Raw genomic sequence first — 21,990 nt, forward strand, 5'->3', positions numbered from 1 at the left:
GAGGCAGACGTGAAGCAAATGAAAGGGCCTTCGACCAGTGCCGCAACTCGCGCGTTGCATACGGTGCCGTGGCTCCTGGCGCTATGTCTGCCGCTGGTGGTCGATGCGAACACCAGCGGCAATCTCGCCTACTGTCTGTTGTGGGCGTTCAGCGCGCTCGGGCTCGCCGCGATGTGGGGCTACGGCGGCATCCTGTCGTTCGGGCAGACCGCGTTCTTCGGGCTGTCGGGCTACACCTACGGTATCTTCACGCTCAACTATGGCGACACGTGGTTCGAGTCGTGGCTCGGGCTCGGCGCGGGCATCGTGGTGAGCATCGTCGTCGCGGCGCTGATCGGCTACATGATTTTTTATGGGCGCATCAAGGGCGTGTTCATCGGTATCGTCACGTTGTCGGTGACGCTCGTGCTCGAAACCTTCATGTCGCAGACGGCAGGGCCGCAGTGGGCGATCGGCGAGGCACGGCTGAACGGCTACAACGGTATGGGCGGCATGCCGCAATTGACCATTCCGTGGCCGGGCGGCCCGCTCACGCTGGAGAACGTGAGCTTTTACTACCTCGTGCTGCTTCTGCTGATCGCGGTCTACGCGATCATGCGCAAGCTGCTCGACGGCACCTTCGGTTTGACCCTCATCGCTATCCGGGAGAATCCGCAGCGGGCGGAGATGCTAGGCGTCGACATCCGCCGTCATCAACTGATGGTGTTCGTGCTCGGCTGCACGTTGGGCGGATTGTCGGGTGCGTTGTACACGATCTGGGGCTCCTACATCACGCCGTCGACTATGGGCCTCACCGCTGCCGCGATGCCGGTGATCTGGGTCGCGACGTCGGGAAGAAAGAGCATCGGCGGAACGATCATCGGCACCGCCTTGCTCGTGTGGCTCTCGCAGAATCTCGCGGTATACGGCAGCCAGTACGCGCTGATCCTGCTCGGTGCGATTCTGCTGATTGTCGTGCTGGCCGCGCCCGAAGGTCTGCTTCCGTTCGTCGCGCGGCATCTGCGGCGTCTGTCGAGCCGCACGGGCGGCCGTTCACACCACACCGGCGCATGTCTGAAGCGAGAGGAGGGCAAGTCATGACCACGCTGCTCGAAACGCGCGGGCTCAAGAAGCATTTTGGCGGCGCGCATGTGATCAACGGCATCGACTTCAGTATCGAGGCGAACGAGATTCGCTGCGTGATCGGGCCGAACGGTGCGGGCAAAAGCACGTTCTTCAAGCTCATCACGGGCGAGCATCGCCCTTCCGAAGGCAGCGTGCTGTTTCTCGGCAAGGACATGAGCCATGTGCTTCCGCACGAGCGCATCCGTATGGGCATGAGTATCAAGTTCCAGATTCCCGGTGTGTTTCCCGATCTGAGCGTGCGTCAGCATTTGCATCTGTCGCTGCACCGCGCGAAGGATGACCGGCCCGAAAGTCTCGACGAACTGCTGCGGCGCTTCATGCTGGAGAACGAAGAGCACGTGCTCGCGCGCCATCTGTCGCACGGCAAGAAGCAATGGCTCGAAATCGCGATGGCCGTTTCGTTGCGCCCGAAGTTGCTGTTTCTCGATGAACCGGTGGCCGGCATGTCGGTGGAGGAGACGCATGCGACTGGCGAACTCATCAAGCGACTGTCGGCAGACGGCCTCACGATGATGGTGGTCGAGCACGACATGACCTTTGTCAAGCAGATCGCCTCGCGCGTCACGGTACTGCACGGCGGCAGTCTGCTCGCCGACGGGCCACTCGACGAGATTCTCGCGCGCGACGACGTCGCGGAAGTCTATCTGGGGAAGAAGAAATGAGCGCGTTGCTGGAGGTGTCGAACGTTGAAGCGGGATATGGCGGCGGCCGCGTGCTGAACGGCGTGTCGTTCGGCGTCGGACACGGCGAGGTGCTGGCGCTCATCGGGCGCAACGGGGTCGGCAAGACGACGTTGATGCGCGCGCTGATCGGTCTTGTCAGGCTCGATGCCGGCGAAATCAGCCTCGAAGGCAATGCGATCGGCCAGGACAAGCCGTATGCCCGGGCGCAGAGCGGTATGGGCTATGTGCCGCAAGGGCGCGAGATCTTCGGCGCGCTGACCGTTGCCGAGAATCTGCAGGTCGGCGCGCAGGCGAATCGGGCGCGCGCCGCGGACATGAAAGAGAAAGTCGTCGGCTATTTTCCGATTCTGAAGAAACGCTATACGCAGAAGGCGGGAACCATGAGCGGGGGCGAACAGCAGCAACTGGCGATTGCCCGCGCACTGATCAGCGCGCCGAAGGTGCTGTTGCTCGACGAGCCTTCCGAAGGCATTCAACCGTCTATCGTCGATCTGATCGGCGACACGCTGCAGCATATCGCGCACGACACGGGTATCGGCGTGGTGCTGGTCGAGCAGGATATGGGCATGGTCGAGCGCATCGCGAATCGCTGCTGCGTGATGGACAAGGGCCGTATCGTCGAGACATTGAGCCCTGAGCAACTCGGCGACGAACAATTGATTCGCCAGTATCTGGCACTGTGACGGAGAGCGGAACATGAAATGGCTTGAAGAATCGATCATGATGAAGCGCGGTGTCGGCGCCGATCGAGAGCCGGTGGAACACCATCTCACCGAGGAGATGCAGAAGACCTATCACTACACGATCGGCCCATATTCGCAGCCTGTTCTGCACGTCAAGCCGGGGGATCGCGTGGTGGTGGAAACGCGCGACGCCTTCGAAGGCAAGATCAGGGAAGAAACCGACAAGCCGTCGCAGGTGCTGCAGGTGCCTTTTCTCAATCCGCAGAACGGGCCGATCATGATCGAAGGCGCCGAGAAAGGCGACGTGGTCGCGGTATATATCGAGAAGATGGCGCCGCGCGGCGACGATCCGCACGGCTTCTGCTGCATGATTCCGAACTTCGGCGGGCTGACCGGCACGGATTACACCGCGCTGCTCAACGAGCCGTTGCCGGAAATCGTACGGAAGATCAAGATCGACGAAGAGAACGTGTACTGGAGCAAACGCAATACGCTGCCGTACAAACCGCATATCGGGACGCTGAGTCTTTCTCCCGAAATCGATTCGATCAATTCGCTCACACCCGACAATCACGGTGGCAATATGGACGTCCCCGACATGGGGCCGGGCAGCATCACGTATCTGCCGGTGCGTTCTCCGGGCGGGCGGCTTTTCATCGGCGATGCGCACGCCTGTCAGGGTGACGGCGAAGTGTGCGGCACGGCCGTCGAGTATCAGAGCACGACGACCGTGCGCGTCGATCTCATCAAGAAATGGCAGATCGACTGGCCGCGTCTGGAGAACGAGGACGCGCTGATGAGCATCGGCAGCGCGCGGCCGCTGGAGGACGCGACGCGCATCGCCTATCGCGAACTCGTGCTGTGGATGGCTGCGGAGTATGGCTTTGACAAGTGGGATGCGTACATGATGCTGAGCCAGGTCGGCAAGGTACGTCTCGGTAATTTTGTCGACCCAAAATATACGGTGGGCGCGATGGTCGCCAAGCACTACCTGAAGTAAAGCATCAGCCGGGAGAATCGAAGTAACACGACCAAAGCGCGGAGCCTATGCTCCGCGCGCATCCGAGAGCACGTCAAGAAATGGCATTATCCGATCCCATCCGTGTGGGCCTGCTTAGCTCGACGACCGGTTCTACCGCGTTGCTCGAACAATCTCAATGGCGCGGCGCATGCCTCGCCGTCGAGGAGATCAACGCGCGCGGCGGCATAGGCGGGCGCGAACTCGTCGCGCTTCAATACGATCCCGGCTCTGATCCGGCCGCGTTTCGCGAGCTGGCGGAGCGGCTTATCGTGAAGGACGGCGTCAATACCATTTTCGGCGGTTATACGTCGACCAGCCGCAAGGCGATGCTGCCCGTCGTCGAGAAGCACAACCGGCTGCTGATCTATGCGCAGATGTACGAGGGCTTCGAGTATTCGGACAACATCATCTATAGCGGCGCGTCGCCTAACCAGAACGGTGTGCAACTCGCCGACTTCATGACGGAGACGTTCGGCGCGCGCGTGTACTTTGTCGGTTCGAGCTATGTCTATCCGTACGAATGCAACCGGACGATGCAGGAGCTACTGCTTCAGCATCCCGAAGGCGCGATCCTCGGCGAGCGCTATTTGTCGCTCGATGCCACGCGCGACCAGTTCGACCAGGTGGTCGCGGATATCGGGCGCAAGTCGCCGGACTGGATCTTCTGCACAGTGATCGGAGAGACGGTGCCTTATCTTTACGAGGCCTATGCGCGCGCGGACCTCGATCCGGCCAGCATGCCGATCGGCAGCCTCAACACGTCCGAGACCGAGATTCACGCGATGGAACGCGGCATCGCGACAGGACATTTCACGGCTGCGCCTTATTTTCAGAGCATCGATACGCCGGAGAATCATCGCGCGGTGCGACATCATCAGGCGCGCTTCGGCGCGCACACGCCAACCGACATGAACTGGGAAGCCGCCTACTATCAGATGCATATGTTCGCCGAAGCGTTCGCGCGTGCCGGCTCGGATGAACTCGGCACCATCATGCCGCATCTGCTCGGCTCGGAGTTCACCGCGCCGCAAGGCCGGGTGCGCATCGATCCGGTCAACCATCACATGGCCCTCTATCCGCGCATTGGCCGCGCCAATGCCGACGGCCAGTTCACTATCCTGCGCGAATCGAAGTTCGCCGTCGGGCCAGATCCCTACATGACGCGTCAGACGCTCGGGGACTGGGTCACGAAATTGAGCACGCGGGACTACTGACGTGAGCGCGCGCCCGGACAGAGGCCAACGCAGCCTCACGAGTTCGATCCTCGAGCGCAATGCGCACGTGGTCGTTTTCCATCCCGACGACGACGACGGGGTGACGCTCACGAACCACCTTCGGCGCATGGGTTTTCAGGTCGAACGATGCTGGCCGCCCGTGGAGACGTTGCCGGAGCGTGTCGACCTGGTGTTCCGCGCGTTGCGGCCTGACGAGCGCGCGCCGAAGGGCGAATGGTCGGGACCGGATGCGCCGCCCGTCATCTGCGTGGTGGCCTACGAGAATCCGACCTTCATCGATCAGGCGATCAAGCTCGGAGCGGACGGCATCGTGACGACGCCGGTGCGCGCATCGGGGTTGCTGTCGACCGTGGTGATGGCGCTGTATCACGCAAAGCGTTCGCGCCAGCACGCGCAGCGTATCGCCAAGTTGGAACAGAAGCTGCTCGACAGCCGGCATTTGCAGGAAGCGAAAAAAATTCTGATGACCATGCATCGCGTGAGCGAACGCGAGGCGTACGACATGCTGCGCGCGCAGGCGATGGAGAAGCGCATAACTATCGACGACATCTGCCACTCCGTCATTCAGGCAGGCGAAGTGCTGCAGATTTCTCGCGGCATGACGTCAGGCGAGGGACGCGATATAGAGTGAGCGCGCCGTCGCTCGATCGATTAACAGACATGCAAACATCTGCACCGGAGCTTCGAACATGGATCTGCAATTGAAGGGTTTGAAGGCGATCGTGACCGGCGGTACCAAGGGCATTGGACTCGCCATTGCGCGGACGCTCGCAGCGGAAGGTGCTGAGGTCGCCATATGCGCACGCGATCAGGCTGCTGTCGACGTGACCGTAAGCGCGCTCGCCGAACTGAGCGGCGCGCGGGCCTCGGGCGCGGCAGTCGATGTATCGGATGGCGCCGCGCTGAAAGCGTGGGTCGAGCGTATCGGCTCGGAGTGGAGCGGCCTCGATATCGTGGTGGCGAATGTGAGCGCGCTCGCAATCGGCAACGACATTCAATCGTGGCGCAAGGAGTTCGAGACCGATCTGCTCGGCACCGTCAATCTCGTCGAAGCGGCGATGCCGTATCTCGAAGCGAGCCGGGCCGCGTCGATCGTCGCGATATCGAGCGTCTCGGGACGCGAGATCGATTTCGCAGCGGGTCCTTATGGCGTGTTCAAGGCCGCGCTCGTTCATTACATGCAGGGGCTCGCGAATCAGCTCGCGTCGAAAGGCATTCGCGCAAACACGGTGTCGCCCGGCAATGTCTATTTCGAGGGCGGCGTGTGGGACTGGATCGAGCATAACGATGCGGCACTATTCGAACGCGCACTCGCATTGAATCCGACCGGGCGCATGGGACGCCCGCAGGAAATCGCCAACGCGGTGGCGTTCATCGCGAGTCCGGCGGCGAGCTTTGTGAGCGGCACGAACTTCGTCGTCGACGGAGCACTCACGCGCGGCGTGCAGCTCTGACACGCGGTCAACTCAAGAGGAGCATGGAATGGAACGAGGCAGTGCGATGGATATCGATCTGGACGCCCTGACGGTCGAGGCCGTACAGGCGGGTTTCAAGGCCGGCACATTCACGGCCGAGCAGCTGGCGCGCGCCTGTTTCGCCAGGATCGAGCGCGACAACGGGAAGTACAACGCAGTGATCTTCCTGAACCCGGCGGCAATCGACGACGCGCGCCGGATCGACGAACGGCGCGCTGCCGGTGAACCGCTGGGTCCGCTTGCGGGGGTGCCGGTCGTCATCAAGGATCCTATGGACATGGTCGGCTTTCCGACTACCGCGGGATGGGCGAAGTTGTACAGCAAGAAAGGCGGCGTCGACCTCATGCCCGAGCGTGATGCGCCGGTCGTCGCGCGGATGCGCCGCGCGGGTGCGATTCTGCTCGGCAAGACGAACGTGCCGATCCTGAGCCATACCGGCTCGCATGCGAACGATAGCTGGGCCGGCCCCACGATCAATGTAGTGATGCCCGATCGGGTGCCAGGCGGCAGCAGTGCGGGGACGGCATCGGCGGTTGCGTCGTGCATGGCTGTACTCGGCCTCGCGGAAGAGACCGGCGGATCGATTCAGAACCCCGCGTCGGCGCAGAACCTCGTTGGAATCAAACCGACTATCGGGCTGGTGCCGAATGCGGGCGTGGTGCCGCTGTCGGGTAATCGCGATGTGGTGGGGCCCATTGCACGAAACGTGAGGGATGCCGCGCTGTGCCTCGACGTGCTCGCGGGCTATTCGAGCGAAGATCCGAAGACGCTCGCGAGCGTCGGCCGGCAACCGGAAGGTGGTTATACCGCGGCGCTAGACCCGAAGGCGTTGAACGGCAAGCGCATCGGTCTGTATGGCCCGGGCTGGCGCAATCAACCGTTGTCCGATGAAGCTGCCGTGCTGTATGAGCGGGTCAAGGGCGAACTGGTTGGTCTGGGTGCGATTCTCGTCGACGATCCGTTCGCGGGCTCCGGGTTCGCCGAACTGAGGAAGCCGACTCCGCCGCTGGCGCATTTCGATGCGCGCGGTCTCGAGTCGATTCCGTATGATCTGGAGAAGTATCTTCAGCGACTCGGCAAGCATGCGTCGCTGAAGACCTTCGCGGAATTCGCTGCGGCGACGAAGGGCGACGATGTTTTTGGGGCGCAGGGGATACTGCGGTATATGCATAGTCTCGCGGATTTCAAGGCCGCGCTGGCTGATCCGTCGGTGCCGCCGGAGATGCCTGAATTCGTCGAAGTGAAGGCGCGTTATCTGCGGATTTTCAATGCGGTGATGGATGCGCAACGGCTCGATGCACTGGTGTTTCCGCAGATGCGAGGTGAGCTTCCTGCGCTTCATGGTAAGGATGTCATTCAGGAGACGACGGTAGGTGAGATCAATATTGCGGGTTTGCCGGGGATTGCGGTGCCTGCGGGGTTTTACGCGTCGGGGGCGCCGTTTGGGGTGATTTTTGTGGGGCGGCAATGGGACGAGGGGGCGTTGTTAGGGTTTGCTTATGCTTATGAGTTGGGGGTGGGGAGGGGACGCTAGGGGCGGCAGTTGTCGCGGGACTGTCTGAATTTTCGTGTGCAAGACAGATAAAGGTCCGCCTGCTGGCAGGCCGATCGGTTCATTGCCGCTTTCCAGTCGTGCGCGGCGCGACTCCAGTCTGCGGTGATGTTGTTCAGCGCCAGCCAGAGGAGTTTGGTCGCAGCGTCGTCACTTGGGACGTGGCCGGGCAGGGGCTTTGCCGTCGTTGCCGGCGAAGTACGCACGCTTGCGCAAAGCTGTGCGCAGGCGACGAAGGAAATCAAGCAACTGATCGACGATTCGGCTAGCAAGGTTGGCTCGGGCGCGCAACTGGCATCGAGCGCCGGGGATGCGATGCATGAAGTCGTCGGCAGCGCCCAGCGCGTCGGCGCCATCGTAGCGGCAATGGCGCTTGCATCGGACGAGCAAGGCGTCGGCATCGCGTAGGTCAACCAGGCGGTGTCCCAACTCGACGAGCTGACCCAGCAGAATGCGGCCCTTGTCGAGGAGTCATCGGCGATCGCTGACTTTCTCAAGGAACAGTCGCGAAAACTCTCGGAAGCGGTCGGATGGTTTCAACTGACCGAGACATAATCAAGGTGCGACGGTTGCGACGTCAAGACGACAAGACGTCAAGCTTTGCCGGAATTGTGGGCGGACCGGGTCGGCGCCAGTTCGCGCATGGGTCGCGCGGCTGTCACATTAGTCCAGGCTATTGCACCTAGAAGTGGAGCGTGTCGGATTTGCCAGGCGTTTGCTGCACCTCGCCTTCCCCCTGTGTTGTCCGCCGATACTGACCGGGGGCAACAGCCATTACACGCTTGAATGCGCTGCTGAAGGCACTCTCGGATGAGTACCCGACCGCAATGCTACTGAGCACAATGGCTAACCGTTGGTCGCCAAAGCCTTTCAACCACCCCTCGTCGCCGTTCGGCGCATGAGCCAAATAGGCCCGCAATGTCTGAATGAATAACAATTGCGCCAGCCCCGATATTACGATCCCCATCGGACCATCGTCGATAACGTGATGCTCTCGCGCCGCGTTATCACGGCCGCCGTAATCTGGCCGAGGCGCGTGTGCAGGCGCTTCGTTTGCTGGACAAGGTCGGCTTGCTCGCTCACGCGGACAAGTATCCGCATCAGTTGTCGGGCGGCCAGCAGCAACGCGTGGCCATTGCGCGGGCGCTGGCGATGGAACCGGCCGTCATGCTGTTCGACGAGCCGACTTCCGCGCTGGACCCGGAACTCGTCGGCGATGTGCTGAAGGTGATTTCCACGCTCGCCGACGAGGGGATGACGATGCTGATCGTCACGCACGAAATGGACTTCGCGATGTCGATCTCCGATCGCATCGTGTTCATGGAGGACGGCGTCGTCAAGATGGCGGCGTCGCCCGACGAGATCCGCCACCGTGCGGATGCCGAACGCGTCCGGCGCTTCATGGGCACGGACGACGTGCGCGAAGCGCCGCACTCGGTGCAGTCCGCGCGCGCGCCATATCGCCAGTCCCGTTTCACTCGTCAATCAGGGCGCGCTCGGTAGCGCCTGACCTTAAACCGTATATCTCCGGGCCGGTCTCCGCCGTTCGCATCGCGCGATATGGTCGGCGGGCGGCGCGCCGGAGCAGGAGCCTCGTTCCAATGAAACTCGTCAGCTTTCTCCACGCGGGGCGTTCGTCATATGGGGTCGTCGTCGATGGCGGAATCGTCGATGCCGCACCGTTTGCCACGCGCCTCGGCGCCACGTTGAAAGAAGCGCTGGAGCGCGAATCGCTCGGTGCGCTCGCCGACCACGCAGCGCGGGCGGACGTCACGCTTGCATTCGCCGACGTCGAACTGCTGCCCGTGATTCCCGATCCACAGAAAATCCTCTGCGTTGGCATCAATTACCTTTCGCACGTCAAGGAGACCGGACGCGAGGTGCCCGACAAACCGATGATCTTCGCGCGCTTTGCCGACTCGCAGACGGCGCACGACGCGCCGATCGTTCGTCCGTCGGTATCGGAGCGGCTCGATTTCGAGGGCGAGCTTGCCGTCGTGATCGGCAGGCGCGCGTCACGTGAGGGCGGCGGATGCATTCGACGTGATCGCCGGCTATGCCTGCTACAACGACGGCAGCGTGCGTCGCAGTTCACGCCGGGCAAGAACTTTCCGCAGACGGGCGGCTTCGGGCCGTGGCTGGTTACGCGCGACGAAGTCGGCGATCCGTCGCGGCTTTCGCTGACCACGCGCCTGAACGGTGAGGTCATGCCGCGGGCCACCACCGACGACCTGATTTTCCCGATACCGCAACTGATCGAATATTGCTCGACGTTCTGCACGCTGCTGCCGGGCGACGGGATCATCACCGGCACGACGGGCGGCGTGGGCGCGTTCCGCGATCCGCCGCTATGGATGAAAGCCGGCGACGTGGTCGAAGTGGAGATTTCGCGGATCGGGACGCTGCGGAATCAGGTCGCGGATGAGATGTAGGTGGTTTGCGGGTGGCCTTGACTGACCGAGATCGGCGCGCTCACGACGCATCCGTTCAAGTGCCTGTCCGAGGTACGCGATGCCAAGGTCGCTTCGGGTTCACAGGTCGCATCGAACTCTGGCGATACGACCAACGATGAATCGCGAGAGGAGCAAAACCAGACTTCCCGTCTACTGGCGTCCCGCCATATCAGAGCACTCAGTTCCCGGGGTAGTGTCCGGCCGCAATATCCTCCAACAGCGTCCCGTGCGTCGGCGCCCAACCCAGCAGCGAACGCGTGCGTGCGCTGGAGGCCGGGGCGTCGGCACCGAAGAACATGCCCAGCCAGTCAAAGTGAGCCTGTGCGCGGTCGACGGGAATCGATTCCACCGGCACGTCCAGGAACTGACCGAGCGCCGTCGCGATGTCGCGCGTAGCGACGCCCTCTTCGGCGACGGCGTGCAGCACGCTGCCCGGCGTCGCCTTGTCGATCGCGAGTTGCACGAGCTTGCCGGCATCGAGCCGGTTCACCGCCGGCCAGCGGTTCTGGCCCTCGCCGATGTAGCCTGAAACGCGCTTTTCGCGAGCGATGCGCGCCAGCACCGCGACGAATCCGTGGTCGCCGCCCGCGCCGTGCACCGTCGGCGCAAAGCGCACGACCATCGACCGGATATCGCGCTCGGCGAGGCCCAGTGTGTAGGCCGCGTTGGCGATGCGCGGGTGGACCCCGGCGCCCGGCATGTCCTCCTCGGTGCCCACGCGGCCCGGGGCTAGCCCCAGCGTGCCCGAGGCGATCAGCAGCGGGCCGCCAGTGCCTTGCAACACGTCGGCGAACGTGTCGATGGCCGCGCGATCGGTCTGTGCCGCAGCCGCCATCTGCGAGAAGTCGTGGTTGTAGCCGAGGTGCACGACGCCCTCGGCTAGCGTGGCTGCGCCGCGCAGGCTGGCGAGGTCGTCCAGGCTGCCGCGCACCACTTCGGCACCAAGCCTGGCGATCTTGGCTGCGGATTCGTCGTTGCGGGCGAGGCCGAGAACGTGGTGTCCCGCCGAGATGAGTTCTTTGACGCTGGCCGAGCCGATCCAGCCCGAGGCGCCGGTGACGAGAATTCGCATGAGATACATCCGCGATGTCATTGAGTGACATCAGTATAGGCTTACGATGTCACTCTGTGTCAACACAAGAGAGAAAAAATATGGGTCGCTGGGAGCCCGATGCCGAGAGCCGTTTCCGTGCGGCGGCCATCGAACTGTTCGGAGAGATCGGTTACGAACAGACGACCGTGGCAGCCATCGCGGAGCGCGCGGGGCTGACTGCGCGAACGTTCTTTCGCTACTTCGCGGATAAGCGCGAAGTGCTGTTCAACGGTTCCGAACGTCTTCAGCAGACGATGGTCGATGCGTTGGCCCAGGCGCCGGCCGAGGCATCGGCGGTAGACGCGCTCGCCGCCGCCTTGACGAAGGCCGGAGATTTCTTCGATGACGACCGGCGCCCGTTCGCGCGCATGCGCAGCACGGTGATCGCGGCCAACACGGACCTGCGCGAGCGTGAGCTGATCAAACTGGCGACGCTGTCCGCGGCACTCGCGCAGGCGCTGCGCGAGCGCGGTGTCGGCGAGCCGGACGCGAGCCTCGCGGCCGAGGCCGGCATCGCCGTCTTTCGGGTCGCGTTCGCACAATGGGTAGGCGAATCCGAGCGACGCAGCTACGGCGAGATCGTGAAGGAATCGCTTGCGCGACTGAGAGCGCTCGTGGCCAGTTGAAGCGACGTTGGTTGAATCGCGATGCTCAAGGAGAATTGCGTCCTTCTTCGAGCAGCCAATCGCGAAAGAGCGAAACCACTTCACGTGCCGACGCAGCCGGACTGCTGACGACGCAATACGTGTCGCTGAGCGGTACGCGCAGCGGAAACGGTTCGATGAGCTGTCCGCTGCTCAACGCGGCGGTCGCGAGCGCAGGCGTGGTCGCGACGATGCCGCGTCCCGCGATCGCGCAGATGCCGGGCGAGCGGATCGGGCTGATCGGCCATTCGCTCGGCGGCGCGTTGGCACTGAAGCTCGCGGCGAGCGAAGCACGCGTGTCGAAAGTGATGACGACCGCGACGCTCGGTGCGCCGTTTCCGATGAAGAAGCCGTGCGGCGCGTGTGGACCTTTCCCGCCGACCGCGCCGCGCTGATCGATGAAGCGTATCTATCCGCCCGCGAAAAGATTCTCTTCGACGGCGATTACCGGCGCTATTTCTCGGCGATGTTCGAGGGCGAAAAGCAGCGCTATATCGACCGGCTCGTGCTGGACGACGAACTCGCGCGCATTCACGCCGACGTGTTGATGCTGCACGGGCGCGACGATCCGGGCTTTCCGCCCGATTCACTTACCCTGGCGCTCAGCCGCTCATTACCGCACGCCGACGTCGCGTTGCTTGCGCACTGCTCGCATTCGATCGCGTATGAGCAGCCCAGCAAGTTTCTGCTGCTGGCCAATGCATTTTTTGGCGGCGAACCAGGAAGTCACTGACATGGCAAAGCAAAGCAAAGCAAAGCAAAGCAAAGCAAAGCGAAACACGGCTACGTTCTAGTGGGCAAAGTGATTGACGGACCGTTAAACGCACCACGCTTGCACGGCGCGGTTGCGATCGAAGGTGAGCGCATTGCATGGGTCGGCGAAAAAACCGCGCTGCCCGAGCGCTTTTGTACCGATGCGTTCGAACGAATCGCGTTGCCGGGCGCAGCATCATGCCCGGGCTGATCGACGCGCGCACTCACATCTCCTTCGGCGAGGCGCGTTCGGAAGAGGAGCTTGCGCTCTACACGCCGGTCGAGTTTCGCGCGCTCAAGGCGATCTGGCATGCGAAGAAGGTGCTGCAGGCCGGCGTGACGAGCGCGTTCGACGCGGCAACAACGTACAACGTCGCGCAATCGGTGCGCGATGCAATCGATAGTGGCATGTTCGACGGGCCGCGTTTTGCGGTGAGCGGGCGGCAGCTCACCTCGCATCAGGGTCTCGAGGATTCGTTTCCGAATAGCATGGAATTTCCGCCGGGCCACGTGGGCGTGCTGATCCGCGACGCGAGCGATCTGATCGAGCAGATCCGTTATCAGGTGAAAGACGGCGTCGATGCGATCAAGGTGTCCGGTTCCAATGATTCGCTGATCACACCCGACTCGCTCGACGGCGCCGCATACATGGATGAAGAGTTCGCGACGATCGCGAAGGAAGCGCATCGCCTCGGCCGCATGTGCACGGTGCATGCACGCTCGCGCGATGCGGGGATCGGTGCGGCGCTTTCATCATGACGACCGTTCCGCTTTCGTCGCTCGCAACGGTGATTCGCAGCAAGAATGCCGGACCGTTTCTGCTTACGTTCGATGTAATGTTCGAGGACGCCGCTCATTTCACCACAGTGTGGGAATCGCGCCGTTTTACGAAGGCCGCGATGGCAGAGTTGTTCGGCGTGCGGGAAAGCGCGATCACGTCGATATTTGCGGTTCCGCGCGGCCAGGCGATCAAGGTGACAATGCGCCGCCAGTTGCCGCAAGGGCGACTCGGCGAATCAGACATGTACGGCTGCCAGCAGCACGCGCCGCTGCTCGATTTCCCGATACCGCTTCGGAACGAATAGAACTCGGGGGAGAGGGAGACCAAATCGATAAACGAAAACGTTTTGCTCTTCCAGTTTTTTCAGGCCTTTTTCCAGGAGCAAACCTTCATGGTCTGTTGAGTCCTCTGTCAAACAGCGCAACCAACCGTATCATTTTCGAGCTGAAACGCTAAAGTTTTGTCAGGATCGGCCGACAATCAATTCGTGCGTGTGCTCCAAGGGCAGAGCGCTCGCACAAGTACAGGATGTCGTGGCGAACTGCCAAGCCACATCTGTCGCAGGCCGGCGACGCTGCGGTGTGTCGTTAAAAATACAATCGAAAATGATGACCAGAAAAAAACATTTGAAGACGGCGGTCTGCATGACAGTCGCCACGGGGCTGCTGTTTGTCGGATTTAGCGCCAATGCGCAGGAGTCCGCCAACGACGATCTGAATTCCTGCGTGAAGCACGAACAGATTGTCTCGACAGCCAAGGGCGTCGGTATCGGAGCATTGACCGGCTTGACCGCGATGCTCGTCTCTCACAAAAAGGACGATGCTGTCAAAGGCGCACTCATCGGCGCGGCCGTGGGCGGCGTGGCCGGATTTGCGACGGCGTACTACACGGCCGTCAACACCTGCTTCAAGAAGAATCCGGCGTGGCTGCCAGAGTCCGATATCCAGCGGACGAAGGACTACGATAACGTCAAGCGGGCTATCAAATACAAGCCGGCTCAGGGAATCATCACTCGCGCGGAATCCGTGGAAGTCGGCGGCACGGTTAAAGCCGACGGCCAGGCGAATGTCAGCAGTTCGTTCATTCTGATGACTCCAGACGGTGCGGAAGCACCGGTGACTATCGAGCGCAAGTTATACAGCGTATCGGATGACAAGGAGACCGAGGTTCCGTTCCCTGGGCGGACGTCAGAGCAGCATACCTTCGAACCTGGCGAGCAGAAGGACACCGTGCATATTCCGATTCCGCACGATGCCAAGGCAGGTAGCGTGTACCGGGTGCAGTTCAGCGTGGCCGCAGCGGACCGTCCGCCGTCAGTCGCGTCGCAGACATTCACCGTCAAGGAATAATTGAATGGCCGACCGGTTACGACCGGCCGGCCATGGCTGTTCGACGCCTTTTCCCGAAAACCTGTGGCGTTGTCCGTCTGCATGCATGTTTCCGGTTGCTCGGGCGGGTGCCGCTGTGCTCTATCTGTACGTGATGAACCTATCTCTTGCGCGCGTCGCCATAGTGTGCGGATCGCTGTTGCTGACCGCGTGTGCCGCCAGTAGCCTGCCGGGCTATCAGAACGCCTATCGCGCCTATAACGTTCCTCAGCCTCTGTTTGACCGGATCAAGGTCAAATTTCGTGAGCACGGCCTTGAGTACGCGGATATATCCCGTGACGCTACCGGGCGCGTCCAGCTGACCGGCAACTACCGGAACGAGGACGAGGTCGATCAGGCCTTCACGATTGTGCAGTCCATTGTCGGCATGAAGTCCACCTCGCCCTTCTACCCGCAGAACATCAAGGAAAAGCGCTGGGAAGTCGCGGCGGGCAAGGCGCTCAACTCATATGCCCACGACGGCCCACCGAGGTCGAGCGTTGCCGTCAAGCGGGCCCTGGTTGTGGGTTTGAACCATTTCGCCGATTCGCGCAATCTGAAAGAAATTCAGGGCAGGGACGACGCCATTGTCGTACAGGGGTATCTGAAGCGGGCCGGCTACTCGGTAACGACGTTGCTGGATGAGCGAGCGACCCAGGCAAATATCGAGGCGGCGCTGAACAACCTTGATCGGAATATCGGTCCGAACGACGACGTCTTCATTTATATCTCCAGTCACGGCACGCCGCCAGTGCCCACGCCCGGTGGTCAGGACTATCGAAAAATGTCGATTGTCGCTTACGACTCGGGTGACAGAAACACGATGCGGATGAATGATGCGACGGAGTTCTATCTCTACATTCAAAAGCATTCGGTTCCTGACACATTGGTGCAGAACGTCGCGCGCAGGCCGAGCCATTCGACGCGTGTGTTGATCGACACCTGCTACAGCGGCGACATGCTCGACGATATCCGGGATGAAAGTACCGCCTACATTCTGCAAACTAATGGTGGTGAGAAAGAGCGTGCGGGAATTTCACTGGCTTCGTGGACGACAGCGGATTTCACGTCAAAGGGCATCCGTTTTGCCGCCGACCCGGGGGACAAAGTCGGCACCGCAAAGGCACCCGCGACCATCGATCGCACCCGCAATGGCTACACCATTATCACGGCGACGAGCGTCAACGAAAAGTCATGGGGGCCTTCGGGAGGAAACACCTTCGAGAGTCCGATTGCCGGTGAGGGGCAAATCAAGGGGTCGTTTTTCACACAGTCTCTGTTCGCCTATCTGGATCGCAACAATGGCCAACTCGGTCCCGCGTTCCGGGATGCGCGTGCTTTCACGTCCATCAAGGCAGTCGAGGCGAGCCACGGCAAGGAGCATCAGACGCCTCGCCAATACTCGACGATTCCAGACGACCAGAACGCAATCAATTAACTACCAGTGGCGCCTGCTCGTCGAGCGCCTGAAAAACCAGAGGATAAATATGCGATATTCAATCGTGGCACTCTCTCTTGCCGCTCTGACGACGCACGCGATCGCGCAGGAGGCCTATTCCGCGAAGTCCCTCTTTTTCTCGGCGAACGATTCCGTTGTTGCGGTTGGTACCGGGCAAAAGCAGGGCGCGGATGCAAACAATGCAGTGGCAGCGGTGCAAAGCCCGGAAAGCCAGGTGCCGATGCCGGTAAAAGTTTCGCAGAAGAAAAAGCGTGCTCCGCAGATTGGCGCGAGCTACTTCGTCCGTCTCAAAGACGACGACGGCACGACGCACGACGTACTGACGCGTCGCATCTTCAGGAGCGGCGAGAAGTTCCAGCTTGGTGTCAAGGTCAACCGCCCGTCGTACGTGTACATCCTGAATGAGGCACCGGACGGGAGCATCACGCAAATTTATCCGCAGCCGTCGCAGGATAATTTTGTCGATGCAATGGGTATTGTTTTCTTCCCGGCGAAGGGCTCTTTCCAGTTCGACGACAAGCCCGGAATGGAAAAGCTCATGGTGTATCTGTCGCCGGAACGCGCGCATGGGGACATCACGCGCCGCCTGCGTACCGCGGCGCCTGACCTCGTTTCCAGCCCGGCAAATCTGCAGACCGCGGAAGCCGGCTCGTGTCCGGCCGCGAGCACGACAGTGATTGCAGCTGCCACTGCCGCTTCAGACGCTACGGCTCCTCTCCAGCTTGCGAGCGCGTCGCCTGATTACGCTGCCAAGGGTATCGCGTTTGCGCCGGATCAGACCGCCGGCTGCGCCGCGCAGGTCGCGCAAGCGGACGCCGCCGGATATAGCGCCAAGGGCATCGTTTTCAGCGACGATCAGACACCGGCTGCGGGCGGCCAGGTTGCATCTTACGTCGTGAAACATACGACCAGGAGCGACCAGAACCTGTACCTCAAGATCAACCTCGCGCACGAATAATCGTGCGGACCGCCCGCAAGCGGTTCGCGACGCACGTAACAGAGACCTGGAAGACATGGAACATAACCATCTGATCATCGGACTCGGCGGGTCTGGCGGCAAGATCATCCGCAATCTGAGAAAGACAATTGAACGAAACAAGGATGCACAGGGAAACAGTGCGTCGGAAGCGCGGTTCGAGTATCTGTATGTCGACACATCCACCGACGAAGTCGACAAACACGACGAGTGGAAGGTTCTCGGCAAGGAGATCGATCTCGCCCGCAGCCAGTACATGATCAATACGGCGAGCAGTGTTCGTCCGGTTCTTGACGACCCGAATTCGTTCCCGGGGCTGCGTGACTGGGTTGAACCCAAGAGTGTCTTTGACTTTGTGAAACCCGGTATCGCCGGCGCGGCACAGCGTCGCAAGTTGGGCCGACTTGTGTTTGCACAGAATGCATCGCAATTCGTCAAGGCTGTAGAAGACCGGATGCGGGTGCTCCAGGAAGGCCCCGGGCGGGCTGGGGCAGTGATTCACGTGGTTTGCGGCCTCGCCGGCGGAACTGGCAGCGGCTCGGTCGTCGATGCGGTTGCACTGATTCGAAACAAGTATCCGGACCAGGACCGCTACAGGATCATCATCTACGCGCTGCTTCCAGAGAAGGATTCCCGCCGTGTACGCGATGTGGCCGGTTCATCGAATTACTACGCGAACGGCTACGCCGCGCTCGCGGAGCTGAACGCGATGGCGGTCGGCAAATATCACCCTGCGAATGTGCTTGACGGCTCCGCTATGGAGCACGATGTCTATTTCAACGGTTGTTATCTCGTGAGTAACCTCAACGAGCACAACATCCAGTTCGATATCGACTCGGAAATCCCTCGGATCGTTGCGGAGTTCATCTATCAGAAGACTCTGAACAAGGAGTGGGAAGGCCTCGGCCGCGCGGAGAAGGGCGAAAACGACATCAAGAACTTTGAAAGCGAAGATGGAATCGGCAAGGCGCGCGCCAAGCTGTTCCTGTCGTTCGGGGTCGAACGCATTGTCGTTCCAGAGCAGGAAATCAAGGAATATCTCGCGTACGGGTTTGCCGAGCAGGCAACCCGGCAGTTGATGTTCAACAATTTCCGTCAGGGGGAGGGTTACGCAGACGAGCCTGTTCAGAAGGACTGGGGTAGCGAAGCGCGCAAGCCGGATACGCTGCAGGGCATGTTGCTCAGCGACCAGCATCTGATGCTGGAAGTGGGGATCCTCGAGGATGATGCAAAGAGCGGCGGCTGGAAGCCGGCCAATGAATTCTGGAAGCAGGTCGTTGGCGTCGTGGCGCCGGACATTCGAAATGACTCCACGCTCGAGCAAACGACCTGGACGCATGCGCTTAACACTCGCCTCGCGAAAGTCTTCGACGAAACCTACAGAAAGCTTGGCGGCGTTCGCAAGTTTTACGAAATCAAGGGAAATGCTCGACTCGAAATGGCGCGGCATATTGGGCGTCAGATCGAAAAGGAGCTGTTCGGTCGCTGGAAGATCGGTACGCACTCCCTGATCCAGTTGCGCCAGTTCACAGATGCCTTGATTGCACTGCTTGGCGAGCGTCAGGCCGTATTTGCCGACGAGATCACCAAGGCTCCGGCTTCGCAGGCAGCCGTCCAGCAGAGCATCGACGAGTTGTCCACGCAGTTCAACAAGGTCGGCTTTTTCGGTCAGCATCTGACTGATAAGCGCGGCGCACTGTTCGCCGAGATCACCGCCCGCTATCAGGATCTGTACGCAATGCGTACTTTGCAGGAAGGGCACAAGTTCGCCGGCAGTCTCGTTCCTTTCATCAAGGACGAACTCACCTCGCTGCGTGGCCACATCGACGATTTGCACCAGCTTCTTGCCGCTGCGACAGAGAAGGTGCATCAGGAGCAGGCGGCGCGGCTCGCCGGTGCGGATGCAATCTATCAGCAGCGAATTTTCGACCGCAACGCAATCAGCAACATCATGAAGGCGGTCGTGGTCGACGAACCGAGCCAGATTGCCCGCACGCAGAAGGTGCGTCAGTCCGTCATTGATCTGGCAGGCGCGGAGGTCGATTCGTTCGATAAGCTCGTGCGAAACGTATCGCTGGGATCCATCATTTCCACGATTTCGCAAACGTCCGCCACGATCGTCGAAATGGCACACGCGGAGATTTCGAAAACTTTGCCGCCGGTGCTGCAGGTCAACATCGTGGAGCGTCTGCAAAAGCAGTATGACGCCAACCAGAATGGCCTGAAGGCTTTTGTGTCGGGGCTGTATGAAAAGTCCGGCACGATGATTCAGTACAACAAGACGGAAGTCGACCGCTCGGTGTCGAACAACGCTGGCGGTTCACGCGGTACGGCGAACACGGTGGCGGTGTTCCTGCCGGAGTGCGAAAGCCAGAAGGATTTCCACGCGGGGCTCGCAACGCTGTTCGAACAGCAGAAGGATCCCGCTTCGGATACGGTTGTTGCGCCAGGCAAGCTCTCGAACGAGATCGTCATTCTGAAAATTGCATCGCTCATGCCGGTGCGTTTCATCGACACGCTGTCGATGCTAAAGCGCCACTACGACGGACTGCTCGGCGACTTCAACGAGTCGCATCTGCTGCACAGCGACGGAGACGGCAAAAAGCTGCCGCCGCTATACGCACGGTCGTCGGCTGAAGTGGCGGCGCAGGCGAAGCGCAAACCATACCTGCTTGTCGCTCGACTCATGGAAATGATCAGGCAGCGCGAGAACAAAACTACGGGCGAGCAGGAGTGGGCTTTCATTTACAAGGCAAATGGCTTGCCGGCGTCGAAGGTGTTGCGCGGCGGCACGTGGCAAACCGTCATTGACGATGAGCTTCCCGCCGACATCCAGACTTTGATCGAGCGGGAAGTGAGCAAGCGCGTTGACGCCGAGCTCAAGCACAAGGACGAGAAGCAGAAATTGTTCGACCGTTACATCGACTTTGCTACCGCGCGTTTCGCCGAGGCTGGCGACGACGACCAGGATCCCCAATATCTGGCCTTGAGCGCGATGCAGCAATCCATCCGGGACATCATCGGCCTTCAGGCCGTCGCCGAATAATAGTCATCCAACACTCAAGACTGAAAACTGGAACATGCCAACTTACAAGTGTCCCACCATCGGAGATTGCGAAAAGGCGAACGCCGGCGAAATCTTCGTTCGTTCGCCGGGCGAGGATCTCCATTGCCCGGACTGTTCGACGTTGCTTGAGCTGCAGACGTCCGCGATCGCGAAAGGTCCAAACAGGAAGTTGATCGGAGCAGCGGTTGCCGTAGCTGTCGTCGTGGTCATCGGCGCCGGAGGCGGTCTCTTTTATAAGCGTTCGCACTCGGCCTCAGAGGCAACTGCGCAGATCGTGGCTGCTCCGCTCAACGGCGCCGCATCGACTTCGGCCGCAGTAGTCGCTATTGCGTCCGCCAGTTCACCGGTCGCAGCCGCGAACGTCGGAATTTCTCCGTCCGAGGCGGACATCACCGCCCAGCGCAAGGATAGCGATACGAAGCTCTCACAAGGCGACGCATCGGGAGCCGAGTCGGCCAGCAATCAGGTCGCCGCGAAGGAAATGGTGAAGGTCGCCATCGCCCAGATGTCGCAGGGCAAACTCGACGATGCGGAAAAAGAATTGAACGATGCCGCCATTCGCGATCCCAAGCAGTCGCTGGTCTACTACAACATGGCTGTTCTGCGACTCAAGCAGGGGCGTACCGACGACGCGCTCAAACAGTTCGAAGCGAGCTTTCTGAACGGATTTGCGTATTTCGACGAGATGCAGAAGGATCCGGACCTGGACGGCATTCGCAATGACCCGCGCTTCACTGCTCTGGTGAAGAAGTACCGCACGACTACGTGATGAGACCGGGGCTGAGAACAATGCTGGCTTTGAGCACGCTCGCCTTCGCGGCAGCGTGTTCAAAATCCGGTCCGCCGACGATCATTGGGCATTGGCGTGCGGAGCGCGTCCAGGTGTTTAGTGCGCAATTACCTGTCGGGCCCGAGATCGTGGTCAGCGAAAAGGAAATCTCGAGCCCGGGCACGGACGTCGATATGTCGGTGCATGGGTTTGAGGCAAAGTCTGGACAGGTAACGATCGACCTTGCCTACGGCGTCGGCCTGACCTTTTACTTTGATGGGCCGGACCGGGTCTTTCTCAAGGTTCCTCTGGTCGGCAAGGTTTACTACCGCCGGGTAGTGGATAACGCTGCGCTGGCCAGTGCAGCGTCGTCGGTTCCAATTGTTGCTCAGCCGCAGTCGGTCTCGCAAGCAGCGCCGGTTGCCGGGGCGCAGTCTGGCGGCAATCACTCTGGTCCGACGGCAGTTGGTGAGCAAACCGCATTGGCGACGCAAAGCGTTCGAGGTGGGTCGCAACCGGCAAGCGAACCAGCGGAAGCAGATGGACAATCGGCCGCCGAATATCAGCTGGCGTCCGCAGCCGCAAAGCAGGGACAGTCAGATGCAGCCATTGACCATCTGAATAGTGCGTTCAAGGCAGGGTTCCGGGATGTTGCCCGGCTGGACTCGTCGCCTGAGTTTGGCTCACTTGCCAATGACGTCCGATATCAGGCGCTGGTCGCACGTTACCGCTAACGATACGGGCAGGCCAGGACATGTCGTTCGTGTTCGGCTATACGCATCATGAACGATGCGACACCATGCGGACCGCAGAAGCGGCACAGTCAGTGGCTGTTGGGCAAAGGCAGCGACGCC

The 21,990-nt window shown here is 60.9% G+C and carries 23 protein-coding genes and 2 pseudogenes; 23 read left to right on the plus strand and 2 right to left on the minus strand.

Translation table 11 applies throughout. The features are described from left to right. The first annotated feature begins 18 nt into the window (after window positions 1-18). The 8 genes from PDMSB3_RS22720 (at window position 19) to PDMSB3_RS22755 (ending at window position 7,756) form a co-directional block, all read left to right on the plus strand. The gene (locus tag PDMSB3_RS22720) at window positions 19-1,080 is read left to right on the plus strand and encodes an ABC transporter permease subunit (protein WP_063721752.1); all 1,062 of its coding nucleotides are present in this window, start codon (window positions 19-21) and stop codon (window positions 1,078-1,080) included. After that, window positions 1,077-1,787, plus strand: a complete 711-nt coding sequence (locus PDMSB3_RS22725) for an ATP-binding cassette domain-containing protein (protein WP_007176234.1) — start codon at window positions 1,077-1,079, stop codon at window positions 1,785-1,787. Before PDMSB3_RS22720 ends, PDMSB3_RS22725 begins: the two co-directional genes overlap by 4 nt. Next, a complete protein-coding gene (locus PDMSB3_RS22730) occupies window positions 1,784-2,491 on the plus strand; it encodes an ABC transporter ATP-binding protein (protein ID WP_007176235.1) in 708 nt (235 codons plus the stop codon). Before PDMSB3_RS22725 ends, PDMSB3_RS22730 begins: the two co-directional genes overlap by 4 nt. Before the next feature lie 13 nt (window positions 2,492-2,504). After that, complete coding sequence (locus PDMSB3_RS22735; RefSeq protein WP_007176236.1) at window positions 2,505-3,491, plus strand: acetamidase/formamidase family protein; 987 nt, start codon at window positions 2,505-2,507, stop codon at window positions 3,489-3,491. A gap of 80 nt (window positions 3,492-3,571) precedes the next feature. Beyond that, entirely contained in the window at window positions 3,572-4,726 is a 1,155-nt protein-coding gene (locus tag PDMSB3_RS22740) for a transporter substrate-binding domain-containing protein (protein WP_007176237.1), read from the plus strand. A gap of 1 nt (window position 4,727) precedes the next feature. Then, window positions 4,728-5,378, plus strand: coding sequence for an ANTAR domain-containing response regulator (locus tag PDMSB3_RS22745; protein WP_007176238.1), 651 nt, complete (start codon window positions 4,728-4,730; stop codon window positions 5,376-5,378). Between the two features lie 58 nt (window positions 5,379-5,436). Continuing rightward, window positions 5,437-6,201: an SDR family NAD(P)-dependent oxidoreductase gene (locus PDMSB3_RS22750; protein WP_007176239.1), complete on the plus strand. Its 765-nt coding sequence runs from the start codon at window positions 5,437-5,439 to the stop codon at window positions 6,199-6,201. A 28-nt stretch (window positions 6,202-6,229) separates the two neighbouring features. Beyond that, window positions 6,230-7,756 carry an amidase gene (locus PDMSB3_RS22755; RefSeq protein WP_007176240.1) on the plus strand — a complete coding sequence of 509 codons (1,527 nt, stop codon included), beginning with the start codon at window positions 6,230-6,232 and terminating at the stop codon, window positions 7,754-7,756. Here the strand turns inward: PDMSB3_RS22755 and PDMSB3_RS22760 are convergent. Continuing rightward, a pseudogene (locus PDMSB3_RS22760) lies at window positions 7,753-7,941 on the minus strand (hypothetical protein); the annotation flags it as partial. The gene PDMSB3_RS22755 and the pseudogene PDMSB3_RS22760 overlap by 4 nt on opposite strands. Here PDMSB3_RS22760 and PDMSB3_RS22765 point away from each other — a divergent pair. From PDMSB3_RS22765 to PDMSB3_RS22775, 3 genes and pseudogenes are all read left to right on the plus strand, one after another. Next, complete coding sequence (locus tag PDMSB3_RS22765) at window positions 7,883-8,182, plus strand: methyl-accepting chemotaxis protein (RefSeq protein WP_197740267.1); 300 nt, start codon at window positions 7,883-7,885, stop codon at window positions 8,180-8,182. The pseudogene PDMSB3_RS22760 and the gene PDMSB3_RS22765 overlap by 59 nt on opposite strands. Window positions 8,183-8,735: 553 nt before the next feature. Further along, window positions 8,736-9,277 (plus strand): annotated as a pseudogene (locus PDMSB3_RS22770) (amino acid ABC transporter ATP-binding protein); the annotation flags it as partial. A gap of 98 nt (window positions 9,278-9,375) precedes the next feature. Next, window positions 9,376-10,206 carry a fumarylacetoacetate hydrolase family protein gene (locus PDMSB3_RS22775; RefSeq protein WP_007176241.1) on the plus strand — a complete coding sequence of 277 codons (831 nt, stop codon included), beginning with the start codon at window positions 9,376-9,378 and terminating at the stop codon, window positions 10,204-10,206. 199 nt (window positions 10,207-10,405) lie between these two features. On the opposite strand, the gene PDMSB3_RS22780 is transcribed toward PDMSB3_RS22775, so the two are convergent. Next, a complete protein-coding gene (locus PDMSB3_RS22780; protein ID WP_165187806.1) occupies window positions 10,406-11,299 on the minus strand; it encodes an SDR family oxidoreductase in 894 nt (297 codons plus the stop codon). Window positions 11,300-11,379: 80 nt separating this feature from the next. On the opposite strand from PDMSB3_RS22780, the gene PDMSB3_RS22785 reads away from it, so the two are divergent. From PDMSB3_RS22785 to PDMSB3_RS22835, 12 genes are all read left to right on the plus strand, one after another. Continuing rightward, window positions 11,380-11,946 (plus strand): TetR family transcriptional regulator, encoded by a 567-nt coding sequence (locus PDMSB3_RS22785; protein WP_007176242.1) that lies wholly within the window; start codon window positions 11,380-11,382, stop codon window positions 11,944-11,946. A 155-nt stretch (window positions 11,947-12,101) separates the two neighbouring features. After that, window positions 12,102-12,359: a lipase family protein gene (locus PDMSB3_RS22790; RefSeq protein ID WP_232064300.1), complete on the plus strand. Its 258-nt coding sequence runs from the start codon at window positions 12,102-12,104 to the stop codon at window positions 12,357-12,359. Continuing rightward, window positions 12,326-12,697 (plus strand): alpha/beta fold hydrolase, encoded by a 372-nt coding sequence (locus PDMSB3_RS22795; RefSeq protein WP_165187810.1) that lies wholly within the window; start codon window positions 12,326-12,328, stop codon window positions 12,695-12,697. Before PDMSB3_RS22790 ends, PDMSB3_RS22795 begins: the two co-directional genes overlap by 34 nt. Window positions 12,698-12,766: 69 nt before the next feature. After that, entirely contained in the window at window positions 12,767-12,928 is a 162-nt protein-coding gene (locus tag PDMSB3_RS38440; RefSeq protein ID WP_405044926.1) for an imidazolonepropionase-like domain-containing protein, read from the plus strand. Continuing rightward, window positions 12,916-13,476: an amidohydrolase family protein gene (locus PDMSB3_RS22800; RefSeq protein ID WP_232064301.1), complete on the plus strand. Its 561-nt coding sequence runs from the start codon at window positions 12,916-12,918 to the stop codon at window positions 13,474-13,476. The genes PDMSB3_RS38440 and PDMSB3_RS22800 overlap by 13 nt, the downstream gene beginning before the upstream one ends. Beyond that, window positions 13,473-13,802, plus strand: coding sequence for a DUF4387 domain-containing protein (locus tag PDMSB3_RS22805; protein ID WP_007176268.1), 330 nt, complete (start codon window positions 13,473-13,475; stop codon window positions 13,800-13,802). Before PDMSB3_RS22800 ends, PDMSB3_RS22805 begins: the two co-directional genes overlap by 4 nt. 229 nt (window positions 13,803-14,031) lie before the next feature. Further along, a complete protein-coding gene (locus tag PDMSB3_RS22810) occupies window positions 14,032-14,847 on the plus strand; it encodes a glycine zipper family protein (RefSeq protein ID WP_157187678.1) in 816 nt (271 codons plus the stop codon). A gap of 4 nt (window positions 14,848-14,851) precedes the next feature. After that, a complete protein-coding gene (locus PDMSB3_RS22815; protein ID WP_165187812.1) occupies window positions 14,852-16,303 on the plus strand; it encodes a caspase family protein in 1,452 nt (483 codons plus the stop codon). Between the two features lie 49 nt (window positions 16,304-16,352). Next, window positions 16,353-17,282: a DUF4384 domain-containing protein gene (locus PDMSB3_RS22820; RefSeq protein WP_007176271.1), complete on the plus strand. Its 930-nt coding sequence runs from the start codon at window positions 16,353-16,355 to the stop codon at window positions 17,280-17,282. A 55-nt stretch (window positions 17,283-17,337) separates the two neighbouring features. Then, a complete protein-coding gene (locus PDMSB3_RS22825; protein WP_007176272.1) occupies window positions 17,338-20,346 on the plus strand; it encodes a tubulin-like doman-containing protein in 3,009 nt (1,002 codons plus the stop codon). A gap of 295 nt (window positions 20,347-20,641) precedes the next feature. Continuing rightward, window positions 20,642-21,136: a tetratricopeptide repeat protein gene (locus PDMSB3_RS22830; protein ID WP_232064302.1), complete on the plus strand. Its 495-nt coding sequence runs from the start codon at window positions 20,642-20,644 to the stop codon at window positions 21,134-21,136. A gap of 20 nt (window positions 21,137-21,156) precedes the next feature. Next, a complete protein-coding gene (locus tag PDMSB3_RS22835) occupies window positions 21,157-21,870 on the plus strand; it encodes a TPR end-of-group domain-containing protein (RefSeq protein WP_232064303.1) in 714 nt (237 codons plus the stop codon). Window positions 21,871-21,990 lie beyond the last annotated feature (120 nt).

The organism is Paraburkholderia dioscoreae (genome assembly GCF_902459535.1).
GTDB classification, from domain to species: Bacteria; Pseudomonadota; Gammaproteobacteria; order Burkholderiales; family Burkholderiaceae; genus Paraburkholderia; species Paraburkholderia dioscoreae.